This window comes from Burkholderia pseudomultivorans, assembly GCF_001718415.1.
GTDB classification, from domain to species: Bacteria; Pseudomonadota; Gammaproteobacteria; order Burkholderiales; family Burkholderiaceae; genus Burkholderia; species Burkholderia pseudomultivorans_A.
This window is the reverse complement of the sequence record NZ_CP013378.1, coordinates 3,788,710-3,807,744: the sequence shown is the minus strand read 5'-3', so window position 1 is coordinate 3,807,744 and position 19,035 is coordinate 3,788,710. Positions and strand designations below refer to the sequence as shown.

At 66.1% G+C, this 19,035-nt stretch carries 20 protein-coding genes; 8 read left to right on the top strand and 12 right to left on the bottom strand.

The annotated features are described in order from the left end of the window. Positions 1-184 precede the first annotated feature (184 nt). Genes WS57_RS29880 through WS57_RS29865 form a run of 4 tightly spaced genes read left to right on the top strand, consistent with a single transcriptional unit; the run spans position 185 to position 3,420 of the window. On the top strand, positions 185-736 hold the full coding sequence (locus tag WS57_RS29880; protein WP_009695533.1) for an iron transporter: 552 nt from the start codon (positions 185-187) through the stop codon (positions 734-736). Between the two features lie 56 nt (positions 737-792). Beyond that, a complete protein-coding gene (locus WS57_RS29875) occupies positions 793-1,125 on the top strand; it encodes a cupredoxin domain-containing protein (protein ID WP_040127834.1) in 333 nt (110 codons plus the stop codon). A 58-nt stretch (positions 1,126-1,183) separates the two neighbouring features. Then, on the top strand, positions 1,184-2,026 hold the full coding sequence (locus tag WS57_RS29870) for an FTR1 family iron permease (RefSeq protein ID WP_009695531.1): 843 nt from the start codon (positions 1,184-1,186) through the stop codon (positions 2,024-2,026). Next, a complete protein-coding gene (locus WS57_RS29865) occupies positions 2,023-3,420 on the top strand; it encodes a 4Fe-4S binding protein (protein WP_009695530.1) in 1,398 nt (465 codons plus the stop codon). The genes WS57_RS29870 and WS57_RS29865 overlap by 4 nt, the downstream gene beginning before the upstream one ends. Positions 3,421-3,659: 239 nt before the next feature. Here the strand turns inward: WS57_RS29865 and hemP are convergent, their stop codons facing one another. The 3 genes from hemP to WS57_RS29850 form a co-directional block, all read right to left on the bottom strand. Beyond that, complete coding sequence (hemP, locus tag WS57_RS29860) at positions 3,660-3,905, bottom strand: hemin uptake protein HemP (RefSeq protein ID WP_009695529.1); 246 nt, start codon at positions 3,903-3,905, stop codon at positions 3,660-3,662. 136 nt (positions 3,906-4,041) lie between these two features. Then, a complete protein-coding gene (locus tag WS57_RS29855) occupies positions 4,042-4,524 on the bottom strand; it encodes an SRPBCC family protein (RefSeq protein ID WP_009695528.1) in 483 nt (160 codons plus the stop codon). A gap of 99 nt (positions 4,525-4,623) precedes the next feature. Continuing rightward, positions 4,624-5,496 (bottom strand): pirin family protein, encoded by an 873-nt coding sequence (locus tag WS57_RS29850; protein WP_009695527.1) that lies wholly within the window; start codon positions 5,494-5,496, stop codon positions 4,624-4,626. Between the two features lie 121 nt (positions 5,497-5,617). Between WS57_RS29850 and WS57_RS29845 the strand changes: the two genes are divergently transcribed. Beyond that, positions 5,618-6,592 carry a LysR family transcriptional regulator gene (locus WS57_RS29845; protein ID WP_009695526.1) on the top strand — a complete coding sequence of 325 codons (975 nt, stop codon included), beginning with the start codon at positions 5,618-5,620 and terminating at the stop codon, positions 6,590-6,592. 400 nt (positions 6,593-6,992) lie between these two features. Here WS57_RS29845 and WS57_RS29840 read toward each other — a convergent pair whose 3' ends face one another. The 9 genes from WS57_RS29840 to WS57_RS29800 form a co-directional block, all read right to left on the bottom strand. Further along, positions 6,993-7,421: an ExbD/TolR family protein gene (locus WS57_RS29840; protein WP_009695525.1), complete on the bottom strand. Its 429-nt coding sequence runs from the start codon at positions 7,419-7,421 to the stop codon at positions 6,993-6,995. 14 nt (positions 7,422-7,435) lie between these two features. Next, positions 7,436-8,167, bottom strand: coding sequence for a MotA/TolQ/ExbB proton channel family protein (locus WS57_RS29835; protein WP_009695524.1), 732 nt, complete (start codon positions 8,165-8,167; stop codon positions 7,436-7,438). Between the two features lie 36 nt (positions 8,168-8,203). Then, entirely contained in the window at positions 8,204-8,938 is a 735-nt protein-coding gene (locus tag WS57_RS29830) for an energy transducer TonB (protein ID WP_059516389.1), read from the bottom strand. 215 nt (positions 8,939-9,153) lie between these two features. Next, complete coding sequence (locus tag WS57_RS29825) at positions 9,154-9,390, bottom strand: (2Fe-2S)-binding protein (RefSeq protein ID WP_006482749.1); 237 nt, start codon at positions 9,388-9,390, stop codon at positions 9,154-9,156. A gap of 149 nt (positions 9,391-9,539) precedes the next feature. Continuing rightward, on the bottom strand, positions 9,540-10,403 hold the full coding sequence (gene murI, locus WS57_RS29820) for a glutamate racemase (protein ID WP_059516391.1): 864 nt from the start codon (positions 10,401-10,403) through the stop codon (positions 9,540-9,542). 28 nt (positions 10,404-10,431) lie between these two features. After that, positions 10,432-10,908, bottom strand: coding sequence for a bacterioferritin (bfr, locus tag WS57_RS29815; protein ID WP_009695520.1), 477 nt, complete (start codon positions 10,906-10,908; stop codon positions 10,432-10,434). Between the two features lie 196 nt (positions 10,909-11,104). Next, entirely contained in the window at positions 11,105-12,628 is a 1,524-nt protein-coding gene (locus WS57_RS29810; protein WP_009695519.1) for a fumarate hydratase, read from the bottom strand. A gap of 44 nt (positions 12,629-12,672) precedes the next feature. Continuing rightward, entirely contained in the window at positions 12,673-13,257 is a 585-nt protein-coding gene (locus WS57_RS29805) for a TIGR00645 family protein (RefSeq protein WP_069245232.1), read from the bottom strand. Positions 13,258-13,370: 113 nt separating this feature from the next. Then, a complete protein-coding gene (locus WS57_RS29800; protein ID WP_009695517.1) occupies positions 13,371-14,270 on the bottom strand; it encodes a DMT family transporter in 900 nt (299 codons plus the stop codon). Positions 14,271-14,572: 302 nt separating this feature from the next. On the opposite strand from WS57_RS29800, the gene acs reads away from it, so the two are divergent. The 3 genes from acs to WS57_RS29785 all read left to right on the top strand — a co-directional run bounded on the left by acs (position 14,573) and on the right by WS57_RS29785 (position 19,022). Further along, a complete protein-coding gene (gene acs / locus WS57_RS29795) occupies positions 14,573-16,555 on the top strand; it encodes an acetate--CoA ligase (protein WP_009695516.1) in 1,983 nt (660 codons plus the stop codon). An 85-nt stretch (positions 16,556-16,640) separates the two neighbouring features. Next, the gene (locus tag WS57_RS29790; protein WP_009695515.1) at positions 16,641-17,003 is read left to right on the top strand and encodes a DUF4212 domain-containing protein; all 363 of its coding nucleotides are present in this window, start codon (positions 16,641-16,643) and stop codon (positions 17,001-17,003) included. Between the two features lie 3 nt (positions 17,004-17,006). Continuing rightward, a complete protein-coding gene (locus WS57_RS29785) occupies positions 17,007-19,022 on the top strand; it encodes a sodium:solute symporter family protein (RefSeq protein ID WP_009695514.1) in 2,016 nt (671 codons plus the stop codon). The last annotated feature ends 13 nt before the right edge of the window (positions 19,023-19,035 follow it).

The window sequence follows — 19,035 nt, the reverse complement described above, 5'->3', positions numbered from 1 at the left end:
AACCTGTAAGCCTTTTCGGATCAGGGGTTTAGGCAGCCTCGGGTTTGTTCCGGAACGGGTTCGGTGCTACACTCCGCAATTATTGAGAATAGTTCGCATTAACGTTCTTGGTTGCGTTAGTGTTTCCAGCGGGCCGCCCTGCGGGGCGTTCCGCGTATCAACCGATAAAAAACAAGGAGTGTCCATGTTGGGTTCTTCGTTCATCCGCACGTCGGTTGCGGTGGCGGCGGCGTTTGCCGCCATGTCGGCCTCGGCTGCCGAGTATCCGATCGGCAAGCAGCAGATCCAGGGCGGCATGGAGATCGGCGCGGTGTACCTTCAGCCGATCACGATGGACCCGGAAGGGATGATGCGCAAGGCGTCGGATTCCGACATCCACCTCGAGGCCGACATCCACGCGGTCAAGAACAATCCGACCGGTTTTGCCGAAGGCGACTGGATGCCGTACCTGCAGGTCACGTACAAGCTGACGAAGCAGGGCGACACGAAGTGGAAGGCCGAAGGCGACCTGATGGCAATGGTCGCGAGCGACGGCCCGCACTACGGCGACAACGTGAAGCTGAACGGCCCGGGCAAGTACCACCTGACGATGACCGTGAAGCCGCCGATGCAGTCGGGCCACATGGCGTTCGGCCGTCACGTCGACAAGGAAACGGGCGTGGGCCCGTGGTTCAAGCCCATCACCCTCGAATACGATTTCCCGTTCGCCGGCATCGGCAAGAAGGGCGGGTATTGATCGGCAGCATCACGGACGGCGCACCTCGGGTGCGCCGTCGGCGTAGAGAACCCAGAATGAAATTTCCCCAGAAAATCGTCGCCGCGACCGCCGCACTGTGGCTCGCCGGCGCAGCGTATGCCGCCGACCTGCCGACGTTCAAGCTCGAGATGGCGGACGGCAAGCTGAATCCGGCGCGCATCGAGGTGCCGGCCGGCCAGCGCTTCAAGATCGAAATCAGGAATACCGGCAAGGGCGCCGCCGAATTCGAGAGCGTGCAGCTGCGCAAGGAGAAGGTGCTCGCGCCGGGCGCCGATTCGTTCGTGGTCGTCGCGCCGCTGTCGCCGGGTGAGTACAAGTTTTTCGACGATTTCCACCAGCAGGCGCAGGGCGTGATCGTCGCGAAGTAACGCGTTTTATCTGCGTGCAGGTGCGCGGGTGCGCCGCCTTGCACGTCAGGAGGTATCGATGGGTCAGATCTTGTTCATCGTCTGGCGGGAGAGCGTCGAAGCGCTGCTCGTCGTCGGCATCCTTTATGCATGGCTGAAGAACGGCGACGACGATGCGCGCCGCGGCCTGCCGTTCCTGTGGACCGGCGTCGTCGTCGGCCTGCTGATGGCCGTCGGCCTCGGCGCCGCGCTCGTCGGCTTCACCGAAGTATTGTCCGGCGATGCGCAGGACTACTTCCAGACCGCGATGGTGCTGATCGCGTGCGTGCTGATCGTGCAGATGGTGCTGTGGATGCGCCGGCACGGCCGCACGCTGAAGCGCGACATGGAGCAGTCGTTGCAGCAGAGCACGCGCGATTCGAACTGGTGGGGCGTCGCGGTGCTGGTCGCGCTCGCGATCGCTCGCGAGGGCAGCGAGACGGTGATCTTCCTGTACGGCCTCGGGTTCGGCCAGTCGGGTCATGTCGACGGCAGCCAGATGCTCGCGGTCGTGATCGGCCTCGGTCTCGCGTTCCTGACGTTCTACCTGCTGCAGCTCGGCGGCAAGTACTTCTCGTGGCGGCACTTCTTCCGCGTCACCGAAGTGATGCTGCTGTTCCTCGGCGCGGGCCTGTTCCAGACCGGTGTCGACAAGCTGATCGACAAGGAAATCCTGCCGCTCGGCATCTCGCAGGTGTGGGATACGTCGTCGATTCTCGACGACTCCGGCACGTTCGGCTCGCTCGTCGCGACGCTGACCGGCTATCGCGCGCATCCGGCGCTGACCAACCTGATCGCATACGCGCTGTACTGGGCGGTCGTCTGGCTGCTGATGAAGCGCGCGAGCCGTCGTCCGGCCGTCGCAGCGGGCCGCGCGGCATGAGCGTCGTCGCAGCAGCCAAGCCGGGCCGGCTTGCGCAGGCCGGCCAGTGGATGCAGCGCCACGGCGCGCTGATTCGCGGCATCCAGTGGGTGGTCGTGGCCGTCTATGCGTTCCTGATCATCGTGCCGGCCGTGATGCCGCTGCCGGACGACTCCGCGCATCTGTGGAGCAATCTCACGCTCGCCGCGGAGTTCGTGTTCTGGGGCATCTGGTGGCCGTTCGTCCTGCTGTCGATGGTGATGCTCGGCCGCGTCTGGTGCGGCGTGCTGTGTCCGGAGGGAGCGCTCGCCGAGTTCGCGAGCACCTTCGGCCGCGGTCGCGCGATTCCGCGCTGGATGCGATGGGGCGGCTGGCCGTTCGTCGCGTTCGGGATCACGACGATCTACGGGCAGATGGTCAGCGTCTATCAGTACCCGCTCGCGGTGCTGCTCGTGCTCGGCGGCTCGACCGCCGCGGCGATCGTGATCGGCCTGCTGTACGGCCGCGAGAAGCGCGTGTGGTGCAAGTATCTGTGCCCGGTCAATGGCGTGTTCGGGCTGCTCGCGCGGCTCGCGCCGATGCGCTACAAGGTCGATGAAGAGGCCTGGCGCCGCTCGTACAAGAACGGCGAGCACGGGCATCGCGTGATTCCGATCAACTGCGCGCCGCTCGTGCCGCTGCGCAACATGAAGGGCGCCGCTGCCTGCCATATGTGCGGCCGCTGCGCCGGGCATCGCGACGCGATCGCGCTGTCGTGGCGCTCGCCGTCCGACGAGGTCGTGAATCTTGGCGCGCAGCAGGCGAACCCGTGGGATACCGCGCTGATCCTGTACGGGCTGCTCGGCGTCGCGATCGGCGCATTCCACTGGACCGTCAGCCCGTGGTTCGTGCAGATCAAGCAATGGCTCGCGGGCTGGCTGATCGATCGCGACATCACGTGGCCGCTCGAGACCAACGCGCCGTGGTTCCTGCTCACGCACTATCCGGACCGCAACGACGTGTTCTCGTGGCTCGACGGCGGGCTGATCGTCAGCTACATCGTCGGCACGGGGCTCGTGTACGGCACGGCGCTGCTGGTGCTGCTGGCCGGCGCGACGCTGATGCTCGGCCGCTTCGACCGCGTGCGCCTGCATCATCTCGCGCAGGCGCTGATTCCGATCGCGGGCGCGGGCGTGTTCCTCGGCTTGTCCGCGACGACGCTGTCGCTGCTGCGCGCCGAGCATGTGCCGCTCGGCTGGGCGACGGACGTGCGCATCGCGATCCTGGTCGGCGCAAACGCATGGAGCGCGTGGCTCGCATGGAAGGTGACGGCGCGCTATGCGGCGTGGCCGCGCCGGCTGATGGCATTCGCGTGGTTCGCGGCGGCACTGGCCGTTATCGACAGCGCGTGGTGGTTGATGTTCTGGGGTTTCTGACCGGCATCCGACAGGCAGCATGCCGAACGCTTCGGTTCTTCAACCGGCCAAACAAAAAGCGACACGTCTTTCGGCGTGTCGCTTTTTTTCTTCATGGGTGAGAACCAAAAAAGTGGCTTGGCTTGCTGCAACGGCTGCTTGAGTGTGTTTGCACGAAGGGGTCTAGATCTCGCGTGCAAGCCGTTGCGCTGGCTACTGCCCAACACCTCTCAGGGAGGTGGTCCCCACAATACGCTGTACTACTTCGTCAGGATCAGCTTGCCGAGCCGCGTGGCGCGCAACTGATAGGTTTCCCCGTTGTGCGCGATGCTGATGTGGCTGTGGCCTTGCAGCAGCGCATCGCTGCTGACGACCCGTGTGCCTGCATCGCGGTTTCCGGCCGGTTTCGCCGGCGTCGTAACCGCTGCCGTCTTCTGACGGCTGCTGCTTGCGGTGCCGGTCGTGCGGCGCAAGGTCAGCGTGGTCGGGCGCATGGTGTCGGTCATTCGGTTGATCGGTGACTGTCGATACGATGGAATGAATTCTAAATGATAACTATTCCCATTTACAAAAACTCTTTATCGATCGAATCGGCAAGCTTGATAGTCTGATCAAATGGCGGCCCGCAGGCCGCCGCCGGCATCAGTGCAGCGGATCGGGATCCCTGCGGCCCTGCGCGTATTCGCGGATCAGGCGGACCGTGTCGATATCGGACGTGCGATACGCTTCCTTGACGATCCCGTGCGTCTGCCGCGCTTCCTCGCTGTCGTCCGTGACGGTCAGCGTCGTGCGGTATTCGAAACGCAGGAACAGCTGCTGATCGTCGCGTTCCTCGATCGTCATCGTCAGCGAGCCGCCGATTTCGCCATCGGCTGCGTGGATGTCGTAGCGGACCTGGTGGTTCGGCGTGAACGTCACGCGGTCGCGCACGGTGGCGTGGCCGTAGTGCAGTTCGCGTTCGAGCGTCGTCGCCGTCCGTTCGTGCACGACGCAGCTGTCGAGGCCGATCACGAACAATTGCGGCTGTTCCGCGCGCAGCACGAGGCCTTCCCACAGTTGCTCGCGGGTCAGGGACGGCACGGCCGGATCGTCGGCGTTGATCTGGATCAGGTGTTCGAAGTTCAAGGGGACGGGTTCCTTCTGGTGGCGCACGGCCACGTGGTTCAAGGAGTCATTGTGACGCAAAATCCGCCGCTTCGCGGCACCTGCGTCCCCGCTCGTGCATCACGCGTCGATGCGCCCCATGCGGCCGGTCTGGTAGTCGACGACGGCCTGCCGGATCTCTTCCTCGGTATTCATCACGAACGGCCCGTAGCGGACGATCGGCTCGTTCAGCGGCACGCCGCCGATCAGCAGCAGATCGAGCGCGGTGTCGCCGGCCGCGAACGTGACCGCGTCGCCGTCATCGCCATAGACGACCATGTTGCGGGCCTCGACCGCCTGCCTGTCGGGCCCGTAGAGGCCCGTGCCGTCGAGCGGGTAGGCGAACACGCGATAGCCGGCCGGAACCGGCTGCGTGACCGTGGCGCCCGGTTCCAGCGTGAAATGCAGATAGAGGATCGGCGTGCGCGTCTCGATCGCCGCGTCGACGCCGAATGCCTCGCCCGCGATCACGCGCACGTGTGCGCGGCCGTCCGGCGAGGTCGCGCGCGGAATACGCGCCGCCGATATCTCCTGGTAGCGCGGCGCGATCAGCTTGTCGCGGCGCGGCAGGTTGACCCACAGCTGGAAGCCGTGCGAGCGGCCGCCGGCCTCGGCGAACGCCGGGTCCGGCATCTCGCTGTGCACGACGCCGGCGCCGGCCGTCATCCACTGGACGTCGCCCGGGCCGAGCGTGCCCGCATGGCCGGCCGAATCGCGATGGCGGAAGCGGCCGTCGAGCACGTAGGTGACGGTCTCGAAGCCGCGGTGCGGATGGTCGGGCGCGCCTTTGGCCTCGCCGGGCGCGTAATCGACGGGGCCCATTTCGTCGAGCAGCAGGAACGGATCGAAATCCATCAGGAGCCGGGTCGGGAACGGGCGGTGAACCACGAAGCCGCCGCCTTCGGTCGTGCGAAGCGCGGGATAGGTACGGTCAAGCGAGCGAGCGATCGTCATGCGGAAGCCCTCGATTCAGCGGAATAGCATCATTTTTGAAACATAGGGCTATTATATTGGGCGATTTGTCGTTAAATTGGCAGCAGTTCGCAATGGATTGTTCTGAAATTGGAACGATGACATGAATATCGATGCACACAACCTGAACGACCTGATGTACTTCTCGCAGGTCGTCGAGCACGGCGGGTTCTCGGCGGCGGAGCGCGTGCTGGGTATCTCGAAGTCGCGCCTGTCGCGGCGCCTGACCGAGCTCGAGGCCGCGCTCGGCGTGCGCCTGCTGCAGCGCTCGACCCGCAAGCTCGCGCTGACCGAGGCGGGCGAGCTGTTCTACCAGCACTGCCAGGCGATGCTGGCCGAAGCGCAGGCCGCGATGAACGCGGTGCAGCAACTGCGTGCGTCGCCGCGCGGTTCGGTGCGCGTCAGCGTGCCGGTCACGCTGTCGCAGACGATGCTGTCGCGCATCCTGCCGGAATTCCTGCATCGGTATCCCGAGGTGAAGGTGCACATCCGTGTGACGAATCGCGTGATCGACCTGTTCGAGGATTCGATCGACGTCGCGCTGCGCGTGCGCTCGGAGCCGCCGCAGAACGCGAACATCGTCGTGCGGCCGCTGTGGCGCACCGAGCAGATGCTGGTCGGGGCGCCGAGCCTGCTGAACCAGAACGCGCCGCCGCTCGTGCCGGACGATCTCGCGCATTTCGAAACGCTCGATACGCCGAGCGTCGACGGGCGGCACGTGTTCAACCTGATCGCGCCGGACGGAACGCGCCACGTGCACGAGCACGACCCGCGGCTCGTGACGGCGGACCTGATGACGATACGCGAGGCCGCGCTCGACGGTCTCGGCATCGCCGCGCTGCCCGAGATGATGTACGGCAACGCGTTGCGCGCCGGGCAGCTCTCGCCGGTGATGCCCGGCTGGACGCTGCCGGTGCCGCAGCTGTATGCGGTGTTCGTGTCGCGGCAGGGCATGCCGCCCGCGGTGCGCGCGTTCGTCGACTATCTGGTCGAGAAGCTCGATCACGGCGAATACAAGCAGCCCGGCTGTCCCGAGCGGGCGAAGAAGGACGCGACGGCCGATGTTTCGGCGACCTGAATGCGGCGTGCGCGACGCGGCAGATTTGTTTTGTCATTGAAGCGTCGCCTGCAATCGCAAGTTTCAATCGCGGGGGGCTTGAATGCGCGCGCGGGCAGGCCTATATTGAAATCCCATTTCGCGAAGGAAGTTCTGAGCGGAATCAGGTGGCCGCATATGTTGCGAGCCAGATAGGGCAGAACGCGCAAGTCCGTGCAGACCACGGCAAGTCGCATTTGCGTTGCTCGAGGCGCAACCGATACCGCCGAAGAGCCCGCCGCCCGAAGGCGCCCGCGTGCGCATGAAAAAAGGCCTTCATCTGGCGATGAAGGCCTTTTACTTTGTGTGCTTCGGTGGTGGGCCGCGGCCGGCCCTTCAAGCGCCACCGTCGATTACGACCGGCAACGCTTTGGCGCGCGCATTACTTCGCTTTCGCCGTCGGCTCCGTCACGAAGCCGAGCTTCGTCAGGCCGCCGGCCTGGGCATCCGACATCACTTCGGCCACGCGTTCGTAGGCCACCTTGCGATCCGCGCGCAGGTGCAGCTCGGGCTGCGGCTGATGCTGCGCCGCTTCCGCGATGCGGGCCTGCAACTGCTCGCGCGTGACCGTGTGGTCGTCCCACAGGATCGTGCCGTCGCCCTGGATCGCGACGTCGACGGTCTGCGGCTTTTCGTCGACCGGCTGGCTGCTGGCATGCGGCAGGTCGATCTTCACAGCATGCTGCATTGCCGGAATCGTCACGAGGAAAATGATCAGGAGTACGAGCATGACGTCGACGAGCGGCGTCATGTTGATCTCGCTCATCACGCCATCGTCGTCATCGTCGCTGAAACCGGTGTTCATCGCCATCGCTCACCCCCGCTTCAGCTGGCGCGCGTCGCGAGACGCAGGCCGTTGCGGTCCGACGACGACGCGAGGCGCTCGCCCGTCACGAAATACGCGTGCAGACCATGCGCGAAGCGGCGCAGCTTGCTGACGACGCCCTTGTTTGCGCGCGTCAGCGCGTTGTAGCCGAGCACGGCCGGGATTGCGACGAACAGGCCGAAGGCCGTCATGATCAGCGATTCGCCGACCGGGCCGGCGACCTGGTCGATCGAGGTCTGGCCGCTCATGCCGATCGCGAGCAGCGCGTGGTAGATCCCCCAGACCGTACCGAACAGGCCGACGAACGGCGCGGTACTGCCGATCGATGCGAGGATCGCGAGGCCGCTTTGCATGCGCGCGATGCCTTCGTCCATGGTGTCCTTCAGGCAGCGCGTGACCCAGTCCGATACGTCCATGCGATCGTGCAGGTGCGGCTGCGTCTGGTGGTGGTGATCGGCCGCTTCCTTGCCCGACAGCGCGAGCGCGAGGAACGGGTTGTCGCTCGGCGTCGACGTGGCGAGCCCGAGCTTCTTCACGCCGTCGTCGAAGTCGTCCGAATGCCAGAACGCCTGTTCGGCGTTCTTCGTCAGGCGGTTCAGGCGAACCACGTTCCAGCCCTTGACGATGATCACGATCCACGACAGGACCGACATCACGAGCAGCGTGATCGCAATGGCGCGCGTGACGAAATCACCTTGCGCCCAGACGTGCGCGATACCGTAGCTTTGCATTTTTGTTTCCTTTGAATCTTTTCCGGATAAGGCGGGTTAATCGGTGAGCCCGAAGTTGTAGGGCTGCGTGTGCGCAACGCGGATCGCCTGGCCGTTCTCCATATAGGGAGGGCAGGAGGATGCACGCATTGCCTCGAGGGCGGCTTCGTCGAGGCGCGGATAACCGCTGCTCTTCTGCAGCGTGATGTTTTCGATCTTGCCGGTGACGCCGACGACGAAGTGGACATAGGCCGTGCCCGTCTCGCCGCGGCGGCGCGACATCGACGGGTAGTCGGGCTTCACGAGCGTGCACTGCAGCGCCTGCACGTTCTTGGGCGCGCCGACGTGCATCGTTTCGCGGGCCGGGCCGGGGGCCGCGGCGGGCGCCGCGGGAGCGGGCGTCTCCGGCGCCGGCGTTGCGGCCACCGGTGCGGGCGCGGGCGTCGGCGACGGTTCCGGCGAAGTCGTGACGGGCTGCGGCACCGGCTTCGCGACCTTCGGCACCGGCTTCGGCTCGACCTTCGGTTTCACGTGCGGCGCGGGCTTCGGCGGCGCGGGCTGCTGGACCGATGCGACCGCAACCTGCGGGACCGGTGCCGGCGTGATGAGCTGCGCGGTGATCGACTGGACTTCGACCAGCTTCGGCGGAGGCGGCGCGCTGCGATGGAGCCATGCGGCGGTCAGCATGATCGCGTGCGCGGCCAGCACACCGACCGCGACGGTGACGACTCGGGGATTCATACGTGGAGCGGCCGGCAGGGCGCCGGCAGGTGCGGAATGCGATGCCTGCATGTTAGCTTGAAAGGACGACGTCGCACCCGGGGCGCGGCGGGTGAAACGGGATCACTTGCGGAAGATCAGCAGCGAGATGCACACGGTGGTCAAAAAACCGATCAGCAATTCCATACAGGCTCCTGGGCAGGTGGGCCGCTGGCTCGCGCAGACGCTGGCTTGCTGACGGGTAAAACAAAAAGGCGGCCGAAGCCGCTTGCGCGCACTCGACGCGATCAGGCCGCCTTGCGGTCGTAGAACGTTACCGGAATCGGGTGAGCGTGGTGCTCGACACCGCACCGGCTCGCGCAGACGCCTTGCTCGGCCATCAGGTCGCGTACGGACTCCTCGCACTTGCCGCAGCACGTGGCCACGCCAAGCTCGAACTGGAGTTCATCGAAAGAGTTCACGCCCTCGGCGAGGGACGCGCGAATCTTGCGATCGGAAACAGACTTGCACACGCAGACGATCATGATGAGTGCGATAGCTAACGTTAATGCGAATTATTATCATTAAATTCCCCCGCGTTGACAAGCCTGGTGTCGGCTTTTTTTAAAGCTCATCGGACCCTTGAATCGGAGGACGGCGCGGCGGTGCTGCGGAGCGAGCGTGTAGGGCGGCGTCAGGCCGGGGCGCACGCGCGTGCGTTCGGCGAGGAAATGGTGACGGATTCGACCGGCGCGTCGAGGCCGAGCAGCGTCGACGCCAGCGCCTGCAATTGCCGGCCGTCGCCTGTCGAGTAGAAGCGGGGTGGGGCGACGGGGGCGCCGCCAGGCGCGCGCAGGTCGTGCTGGTCGAGCACGCGGGCCAGTTGCAGGGCGATCGCGTCGCTCGTGTCGACGATCGTCACGCGCTCGCCGACAATGTCGCGAATCGTTGCAGTGAGAAACGGGTAGTGCGTGCAGCCGAGGACGATCGCGTCGGCGCCGGCATCGAGCATCGGCCTGAGGTAGCTGTCGAGCAGCGCGCGCAGCGCAGGCGACCCGGTGTCGCCGCTTTCGATCGCCTGCACGAGCCCGTGGCCCGGCTGGCAGATGAAGCGGCATCCGGCGCCGTGGCGCTCGAGCAGCGCCTGGAAGCGCGCGCTGCGCAGCGTCGCCTGGGTGGCCAGCACGCCGGCGACACCGCTGGCGGACTGCTGCACGGCCGGCTTGATGCCCGGCTCGACGCCAACCAGCGGAATCGCGAGGCGCTCGCGCACGGCCGCGATCGACTGGGCCGTCGCCGTATTGCAGGCGACGACGAGTGCTTTCGCACCCTGCTGCACGAACCATTCGCCGATCGCGAGCGTGCGCTCGGTGATGAACGCGTCGTCGCGCTCGCCGTACGGGTTGTAGCGCGTATCGGCGACATAGACGAGCGACTCGTGCGGCAGGTGCGCGCGCGCGGCGCGCAGCACCGACAGGCCGCCGAGCCCCGAGTCGAAGATACCGACGGGGGCGGCGGGGCGGGCCCCGGAAGCGGCGGGCTGGATCGTCATCGTCATGCGAACGGCGCGGTGGCGGGGGAGGCGATTACTCCGGCGAACCCATCATCGACTGCTGGTAGTTCTGGAGGCCGACCTTCGCGATCAGGTCGATCTGCGTTTCGAGCCAGTCGATATGCTCTTCGGTGTCGTCGAGGATCTTTTCGAAGATCTCGCGCGACACGTAGTCGCGGACCGATTCGCAGTAGGCGATCGCTTCCTTGCAGGTGGACTGCGAGATCTGCTCGAGCTTCAGGTCGCACTTCAGGATCTCTTCGGTTTCCTCGCCGACCAGCAGCTTGTGCAGGTCCTGCAGGTTCGGCAGCCCGTCGAGCATGAACACGCGCTCGATCAGCCAGTCGGCATGCTTCATTTCGCCGATCGACTCGTCGTATTCGTGCTTGCCGAGCTTGTCGAGGCCCCAGTGCTTGTACATGCGGGCATGCAGGAAGTACTGGTTGATCGCCGTCAGCTCGTTCTTCAACTGGGCGTTCAGGTATTCGATGACTTTCTTGTCGCCTTGCATGGTTGTTCCTTGTTCAGTAGCGCTTCAGAACCCGAACGATAATCGCTCGAACGCGAAATGCCAAGCCTCGAAGCCTTGCCCGGCCTGCGTTTGCGGCGTAATGAGAATCAGCCGCGCGCGATCGGCCGCACACCATAATGAGAATGAGAAGTAAAAAGGCCGGACACCTTCCGTCCGGCCTTTCGTGGCGTCGCGCTTAAGCGGCGGCGACCGGGATCTTGCCGATCTTCGCCTGCCATTCCTTCGGGCCGGTCTGGTGCACCGAGGTGCCCGACGAATCGACAGCAACTGTTACAGGCATGTCCTGCACGTCGAACTCGTAGATCGCTTCCATGCCCAGATCCTCGAACGCGATGACCTTCGCATCGCGGATCGCCTTCGACACGAGGTAAGCCGCGCCGCCGACCGCCATCAGGTAGGCGGCCTTGTGCTTCTTGATCGCCTCGATCGCGACCGGGCCGCGTTCGGCCTTGCCGATCATCGAGATCAGGCCCGTCTGCGCGAGCATCGTCTCGGTGAACTTGTCCATCCGCGTCGCGGTCGTCGGGCCGGCCGGGCCGACCACTTCGTCACGCACCGGATCGACCGGGCCGACGTAGTAGATCACGCGGTTCGTGAAGTCGACCGGCAGCTTCTCGCCCTTCGCGAGCATGTCGGCGATGCGCTTGTGCGCGGCGTCGCGGCCCGTGAGCATCTTGCCCGACAGCAGCAGCGTCTGGCCCGGCTTCCAGCTCGCGACTTCTTCCGGCGTCAGCGTGTTGAGGTCGACGCGCTTGCTGGTTTCCGTGTTCGGCTCCCACTGCACCTTCGGCCAGGCGTCGAGCGACGGCGCTTCGAGCTTCGCCGGGCCCGAGCCGTCGAGCACGAAGTGCGCGTGGCGCGTGGCCGCGCAGTTCGGGATCAGCGCGACCGGCTTCGACGCCGCGTGCGTGGCCGTGGCCATGATCTTCACGTCGAGCACCGTCGACAGGCCGCCGAGACCCTGCGCGCCGATGCCGAGCGCGTTGACCTTCTCGTGCAGCTCGACACGCAGCTCCTCGATCCAGTCCTGCGGGCCGCGCGCAATGATTTCCTGGATGTCGATCGGATCCATCAGCGATTCCTTCGCCATCAGCATCGCCTTCTCGGCGGTGCCGCCGATGCCGATCCCGAGCATGCCGGGCGGGCACCAGCCAGCGCCCATGGTCGGGACCGTCTTCAGCACCCAGTCGACGATCGAGTCGGACGGGTTCAGCATCACGAACTTCGACTTGTTCTCCGAGCCGCCGCCCTTCGCCGCGACCTGCACGTCGACCTTGTCGCCCGGCACGATCTCGTAGTGGATCACGGCCGGCGTGTTGTCCTTGGTATTCTTGCGGGCGCCTTCCGGCGGATTGACGATCGACGCGCGCAGCACGTTGTCCGGGTGCGTGTAGCCGCGGCGCACGCCTTCGTTGATCATGTCGGTGACGCCCATCGTCGCGCCGTCCCAGCGCACGTCCATGCCGACCTTCACGAAGATCGTGACGATCCCGGTGTCCTGGCAGATCGGGCGCTTGCCTTCCGCGCACATGCGGCTGTTCGTGAGGATCTGCGCGATCGCGTCCTTCGCGGCCGGGCTTTCTTCCAGCTCGTACGCGCGGCCGAGGGCCTGGATGTAGTCGAGCGGATGGTAGTAGCTGATGTACTGCAGCGAATCCGCGATGCTCTGGATCAGGTCTTCCTGTTTGATGACGGTCATGGCTGAGACTCTGTGAGGACTGTGGGGAATGCGTGGCCGGCGGTTCAGGCCGGCGTGCGGGACGCGGCGTGCGCCGGCGTCTCGTGGAAATGGGCCGGGTGCGTGTGGGTCGTCAGGCGGTCGACCCACGCCATCACGAGCGCCGACACGAGGAACGACACGTGGATGATCACCTGCCACATGATCGCGTGCACGGTGTGCTGATCCGGGTTGATGAAGGTCTTCAGCAGGTGGATCGACGAAATGCTGATCAGCGCCATCGACAGCTTCACCTTCAGCACGCCCGCGTTCACGTGGTCGAGCCATTCGGGCTCGTCGGGATGCCCTTCGATGCCGAGGCGCGACACGAACGTTTCGTAGCCGCCGACGATCACCATGATCAGCAGGTTCGAGATCATCACCACGTCGATCAGGCCGAGCACCGCGAGCATCACGCTGATTTCGTCGAGGCCCGTCGTATGCGACAGCAGGTGCCAGACTTCCTTCAGGAACAGGAACACATAGACGGCCTGCGCGACGATCAGGCCCAGATACAGCGGAACCTGGAGCCAGCGGCTCATGAAGATCAGCGCGGGCAGCGGGCGCAACGAACGAGGGGCGGGACGGCCGGGCGAATGCGGGGCGGACATGGTGAGCGTACGGGCGCGATGCGCAGGTATCGGGGGTATTCTTGAAAAGGCGCGCTATTGTAACGCGTCGGCCGGCGCGGCTGCAGCGACGCGCCGGGATCGCCGGGGACGGATCAGGACGCGGCCGCCGGCGCGCGCTTCACGCGCAGGCTGGCGAGCACGATGCCCGTGACGACGCAGGCGAGCGCGATGCCGTGCGCGAGCGTCGGGCGCTCGCCGAGGAACGCGATCCCGTAGACGGCCGCGGCAACCGGCAGCACCGCGCTGAACACGCCGGCGAGACTGCCCGGCACGTGCCGGATGCCCTTCATCCACAACCAGAACGAGAAGATGCTGGCCGACAGGCCATACCAGACGACCAGCGCCCAGGTGCCGGCCGGCACGCTCGCGTAATCGAAATGCCACAAGGCCGTCGCGCCGAGCGGCAGCATCAGGCACAGGCCGAACAGGTGCGTATACGCGCAGATGTCGATCGGCGCGAGCGTCTGCGTGAGCCGGCGCGACAGGATCACGTAGATCGATTCGCAGCACACCGCGCCGAGAATCAGCAGGTTGCCGGTGAGCGAGCCGGCCGACGCGCCGGGCGCGGTCGCACTGCCGTTCGCGAGATTGATCGTCACGACGCCGGCGATCGCGAGCGCGATCGACACGAGTGCACGAGCGTTCGGTTTTTCGCGCAGGATCAGCCATGCGAACAGCGCGACGATCGCCGGGATCGTGCTGGTGATGACGCCGGCCGCCACCGCGCTGGTGCGCTGCACGCCGTTGAGCATCAGCAGCGTAAACATGAAGGTGCCGAAGAAGGCCTGCAGGAACAGGTTCAGCCACTCGCCGCGCTTGACCGCGCGCATCTTGACGGGGCTGAACAGCGGCCACAGCACTGCGATGGCGATCACGAAGCGCAGCGTGGCGAGGATGGCGACGGGGACGAAGGCGACGATCGATTTGCCGATGCCGACGTTGCTGCCGACGAACAGCATCGACAGGATGAGGAAGAAAGCGTAGCGATTCAAGCTGGAATCCGGAAGGCGAGTTCAGTTAGGATTGTAGGGTCGCGGTCGTTGCCGCGCCAAGCGCCGGCCGGCGCGCGAAACGATCGCGCCGCGTAAGTGACGGGTAAGTTCAGGCGCTTATCGTGGAAGCTGACCGGCTCGCGCGATCTCCATCGCGTGGCCTGGTGCGGTGCAACATCGCACATGACCCGACGGGGCGTGTGCGGATGGGTGGGAGACAGCGGCGCGCATGCGCCGGCCAACACGCGGCGCGCACGATCGCGCCGCCATGCAGAGGATTCATGTTCACCAAGGGGTAGTCGATGTCTGCGATTGAATCGGTTCTTCACGAAAGCCGCCAGTTTGCGCCCCCCGCGGCGCTCGAGAAGGCGGCAACCATTTCCGGCATGCCGGCCTACCAGGCGCTCGCCGCCGAGGCCGAGCGCGATTACGAAGGGTTCTGGGCGCGTCTCGCGCGCGAAGGCCTGTCGTGGCACAAGCCGTTCACGAAGGTGCTCGACGAGTCGAACGCGCCGTTCTACAAGTGGTTCGACGACGGCGAACTGAACGCGTCGTACAACTGCCTCGACCGCCACGTCGAAGCCGGCAACGGCGAGCGCGTCGCGGTGATCTTCGAGGCCGACGACGGCACCGTCACGCGCGTCACCTATGCGGATCTGCTGGCGCGCGTGTCGCGTTTCGCGAATGCGCTGAAGAAACGCGGGATCGGCAAGGGCGATCGCGTCGTCATCTATATTCCGATGTCGATCGAAGGCATCGTCGCGATGCAGGCCTGCGCACGCATCGGCGCGACGCACTCGGTCGTGTTCGGCGGCTTCTCCGCGAAGTCGCTGAACGAACGGCTGGTCGACGTCGGCGCGGTCGCGCTGATCACGGCCGACGAACAGGCGCGCGGCGGCAAGACGCTGCCGCTGAAGAGCATCGCCGACGAGGCGCTCGCGATGGGCGGCTGCGAAGCGGTGAAGAGCGTGATCGTCTATCGCCGCACCGGCGGCAAGATCGACTGGCACGCCGGCCGCGACCTGTGGATGCACGAACTGACCGACGGCGAGTCCGATCGCTGCGAGCCGGAATGGGTCGGCGCCGAGCATCCGCTGTTCATCCTGTATACGTCGGGCTCGACCGGCAAGCCCAAGGGCGTGCAGCACAGCACCGGCGGCTACCTGCTGTGGGCCGCGCAGACGATGAAGTGGACCTTCGACTGGAAGCCGACCGACGTGTTCTGGTGCACGGCCGACATCGGCTGGGTCACGGGCCACACGTACATCACGTACGGTCCGCTCGCATGCGGCGGCACGCAGGTCGTGTTCGAGGGCGTGCCGACCTGGCCGGACGCCGGCCGGTTCTGGAAGATGATCGGCGACCACAAGGTCAGCGTGTTCTACACCGCGCCGACCGCGATCCGTTCGCTGATCAAGGCGGCCGAGGCCGACGAGAAAGTGCATCCGAAGAGCTACGACCTGTCGAGCCTGCGCATCATCGGCACGGTCGGCGAGCCGATCAATCCGGAAGCATGGATGTGGTATCACAAGAACGTCGGCCAGGAGCGCTGCCCGATCGTCGATACCTGGTGGCAGACCGAGACGGGCGGCCACATGATCACGCCGCTGCCGGGCGCGACGCCGACGGTGCCGGGTTCGTGCACGCTGCCGCTGCCGGGCATCATCGCCGCGGTGGTCGACGAGACCGGGCAGGACGTGCCGAACGGGCAAGGCGGCATCCTGGTCGTCAAGCGTCCGTGGCCGTCGATGATCCGCACGATCTGGGGCGACCCGGAGCGCTTCAAGAAGAGCTACTACCCGGAAGAGCTCGGCGGCACGCTGTACCTGGCCGGCGACGGCACCGTGCGCGACAAGGAAACCGGCTACTTCACGATCATGGGCCGCATCGACGACGTGCTGAACGTGTCCGGTCACCGGCTCGGCACGATGGAGATCGAGTCGGCGCTGGTCGCGCATGAACTGGTCGCCGAGGCCGCCGTGGTCGGCCGTCCGGACGACACGACGGGCGAGGCGGTGGTCGCGTTCGTCGTGCTCAAGCGTGCGCGTCCGGAAGGCGAGGAGGCTGCGGCGCTCGCGAAGACGTTGCGCGACTGGGTCGGCAAGCAGATCGGGCCGATCGCGAAGCCGAAGGACATCCGCTTCGGCGACAACCTGCCGAAGACGCGCTCGGGCAAGATCATGCGGCGCCTGCTGCGTTCGCTCGCGAAGGGCGAGGCGATCACGCAGGATACGTCCACGCTCGAGAACCCGGCGATCCTCGAACAGCTCACGGAAGTGCGCTGATCGCGTCCGGCATGCGCGTCGCGCGCATGAGCCCCTGCGCGGCATTCCCGATTGCCCGCGCAGGGGCTTTTTGTTACATAACGGCATGACCGTTTCGTCCCGCCCGGCGCCTGTCGCGCCGCCGCCCGTTCCCGAGCCGCTCGCGCGCGCACATGCGCGCTACTGGCGTTTCAACGTGGTGCTGATCGTGGTGCTGATGGCGATCGGCTTCGCGGTGTCGTTCGTCGTGCCGTTCTTCGCGCCCGCGCTCGCCGGTGTGCATTTCGCCGGCTTCAGCCTGCCGTTCTACGTCGGCGCGCAGGGCGCGATTCTCGTCTATCTCGTGCTGATCGCCGTCTACATCGGACTGATGCAGCGCGCCGACCGCGCGTTGCGCCGTGCATACGACGAGCATGCGGCGCGCGCGGGCAATACGCGCGATACGCCCAATACGCACGACGGACGCTGATTCATGCTCACGCATCGACTGATACGCGCGTATGCGCTCTACACGCTTGGCTTCCTCGGCTTCGTGCTGCTGCTGTGGCGCATCGAGCGCGCGGCCGGCTCCGGCGTATGGGTCGGCTACGTGTTCCTGTTCGTGCCGATCGCCGTCTATGCGGTGATCGGGCTGCTGTCGCGCACCTCCGATCTGGTCGAGTACTACGTGGCCGGGCGGCGCGTGCCGTCCGCGTTCAACGGGATGGCGACGGCGGCCGACTGGTTGTCGGCCGCGTCGTTCATCGGGCTGGCCGGCTCGCTCTACGCGACCGGCTACGACGCGCTCGCCTACGTGATGGGCTGGACCGGCGGCTTCTGTCTCGTCGCGTTCCTGCTCGCGCCATACGTGCGCAAGCTCGCGCGCTACACGATTCCCGATTTCCTCGGCACGCGCTTTTCCAGCACCGCGGTGCGTGCGCTCGCGGCGGGCGCGGCGATCCTCTGTTCGTTCGTCTATCTGGTCGCGCAGATCCAGGGGATCGGGCTGATCGCGACGCGCTTCATCGGCGTCGACTTCGCGATCGGCATCTTCTGCGGGCTCGCGGGCATCCTCGTCTGCTCGTTTCTCGGCGGGATGCGCGCGGTGACGTGGACGCAGGTCGCGCAGTACATCATCCTGATCAGCGCGATCCTGATACCGGTGTCGCTGATCGCGATGAAGAACGGACTCGGGCCCGTGCCGCAGTTCAACTACGGCAAGCTGATGGAGCGCGTCGCGGCGCGCGAGGCGCAGGTGCGCGACGCGGCCGAGGAGCAGCAGGTGCGCGAGGCGTACCGGCGGCGGGCCGCGTTCATCCAGACGCAGCTCGACCGGCTGCCGGCATCGTACGGCGAAGTGCGTCGTCAGCTCGTCGACCAGCTCGCCGAGCTGCGGCGCCACAACGGGCCGCTGCGCGAGATCAGCCAGCGCGAGCGCGAGCTGGCCGACTTCCCGCGCGACCCGGCGGCGGCGCGCGTGGTGTGGACGCAGATGCGCGACGACCTGCTCGCGCGTGCCGAGCCGCCGGTGCCGATGCACGAGCCGTTTCCCGCCGTCAGCGATGCCGAGCGCAAACCGCGCGAGCGCAATTTCCTCGCGCTGCTGCTGTGCCTGTCGCTCGGCACCGCGAGCCTGCCGCACATCCTGACGCGCTACAACACGACGACCTCGGTCGCATCGGCGCGCCGCTCGGTCGGCTGGACGCTGTTCTTCATCGCACTGTTCTATCTGAGCGTGCCGGTGCTCGCGGTGATGATCAAGTACGAGATCCTCGCGAACCTCGTCGGGCGGCCGTTTGCGGAACTGCCGGCGTGGGTCACGCAGTGGCATCACTTCGAGCCGGATCTGATCAGCGTGGTCGACGAGATTCGCGACGGCATCGTGCGCTGGTCGGAGATCCAGATGCAGCCGGACATGGTCGTGCTCGCGGCACCCGAGATCGCGGGGCTGCCGTACGTGATATCGGGGCTGGTCGCGGCCGGCGCGCTCGCGGCCGCGCTGTCGACCGCGGACGGGCTGTTGCTGACGATCGCGAACGCGCTGTCGCACGATGTCTACTACTGCATGGTCGCACCCGACGCGACGAGCCAGCGGCGCGTGACGATCTCGAAGGTGCTGCTGCTCGGCGTGGCGCTGTTCGCGTCGTACGTGGCGTCGCTGAACACGGGGAAGATCCTGTTCCTGGTCGGCGCGGCGTTCTCGCTTGCGGCCTCGAGCTTCTTTCCGGTGCTGGTGCTCGGCGTGTTCTGGAAGCGCACGACCACGCGCGGCGCGATTGCAGGGATGGTGACGGGGCTGGCGGTCTGCGTGTATTACATCGTGTCGACCTATCCGTACTTCACGCAGCTGACGGGCTTCGCGGGGCCGACGTGGTTCGGGATCGAGCCGATCAGCTCGGGCGTGTTCGGGGTGCCGGCCGGGTTCGCGGTCGCGATCGCGGTCAGTTTGTGCGACCGGCGGCCGGACGAGTACACGCGGGCGCTGGTGGATTACATCCGGCATCCGTGAGGTTCATCGGGGG

Coding starts and splice junctions, on each gene's coding strand:
- WS57_RS29880 (WP_009695533.1), top strand. CDS start 185: ATGTTGGGTTCTTCGTTCATCCGCACGTCGGTTGCGGTGGCGGCGGCG.
- WS57_RS29875 (WP_040127834.1), top strand. CDS start 793: ATGAAATTTCCCCAGAAAATCGTCGCCGCGACCGCCGCACTGTGGCTC.
- WS57_RS29870 (WP_009695531.1), top strand. CDS start 1,184: ATGGGTCAGATCTTGTTCATCGTCTGGCGGGAGAGCGTCGAAGCGCTG.
- WS57_RS29865 (WP_009695530.1), top strand. CDS start 2,023: ATGAGCGTCGTCGCAGCAGCCAAGCCGGGCCGGCTTGCGCAGGCCGGC.
- hemP (WP_009695529.1), bottom strand. CDS start 3,905: ATGACCGACACCATGCGCCCGACCACGCTGACCTTGCGCCGCACGACC.
- WS57_RS29850 (WP_009695527.1), bottom strand. CDS start 5,496: ATGACGATCGCTCGCTCGCTTGACCGTACCTATCCCGCGCTTCGCACG.
- WS57_RS29845 (WP_009695526.1), top strand. CDS start 5,618: ATGAATATCGATGCACACAACCTGAACGACCTGATGTACTTCTCGCAG.
- WS57_RS29840 (WP_009695525.1), bottom strand. CDS start 7,421: ATGGCGATGAACACCGGTTTCAGCGACGATGACGACGATGGCGTGATG.
- WS57_RS29835 (WP_009695524.1), bottom strand. CDS start 8,167: ATGCAAAGCTACGGTATCGCGCACGTCTGGGCGCAAGGTGATTTCGTC.
- WS57_RS29830 (WP_059516389.1), bottom strand. CDS start 8,938: ATGCAGGCATCGCATTCCGCACCTGCCGGCGCCCTGCCGGCCGCTCCA.
- WS57_RS29825 (WP_006482749.1), bottom strand. CDS start 9,390: ATGATCGTCTGCGTGTGCAAGTCTGTTTCCGATCGCAAGATTCGCGCG.
- murI (WP_059516391.1), bottom strand. CDS start 10,403: ATGACGATGACGATCCAGCCCGCCGCTTCCGGGGCCCGCCCCGCCGCC.
- bfr (WP_009695520.1), bottom strand. CDS start 10,908: ATGCAAGGCGACAAGAAAGTCATCGAATACCTGAACGCCCAGTTGAAG.
- WS57_RS29810 (WP_009695519.1), bottom strand. CDS start 12,628: ATGACCGTCATCAAACAGGAAGACCTGATCCAGAGCATCGCGGATTCG.
- WS57_RS29805 (WP_069245232.1), bottom strand. CDS start 13,257: ATGTCCGCCCCGCATTCGCCCGGCCGTCCCGCCCCTCGTTCGTTGCGC.
- acs (WP_009695516.1), top strand. CDS start 14,573: ATGTCTGCGATTGAATCGGTTCTTCACGAAAGCCGCCAGTTTGCGCCC.
- WS57_RS29790 (WP_009695515.1), top strand. CDS start 16,641: ATGACCGTTTCGTCCCGCCCGGCGCCTGTCGCGCCGCCGCCCGTTCCC.
- WS57_RS29785 (WP_009695514.1), top strand. CDS start 17,007: ATGCTCACGCATCGACTGATACGCGCGTATGCGCTCTACACGCTTGGC.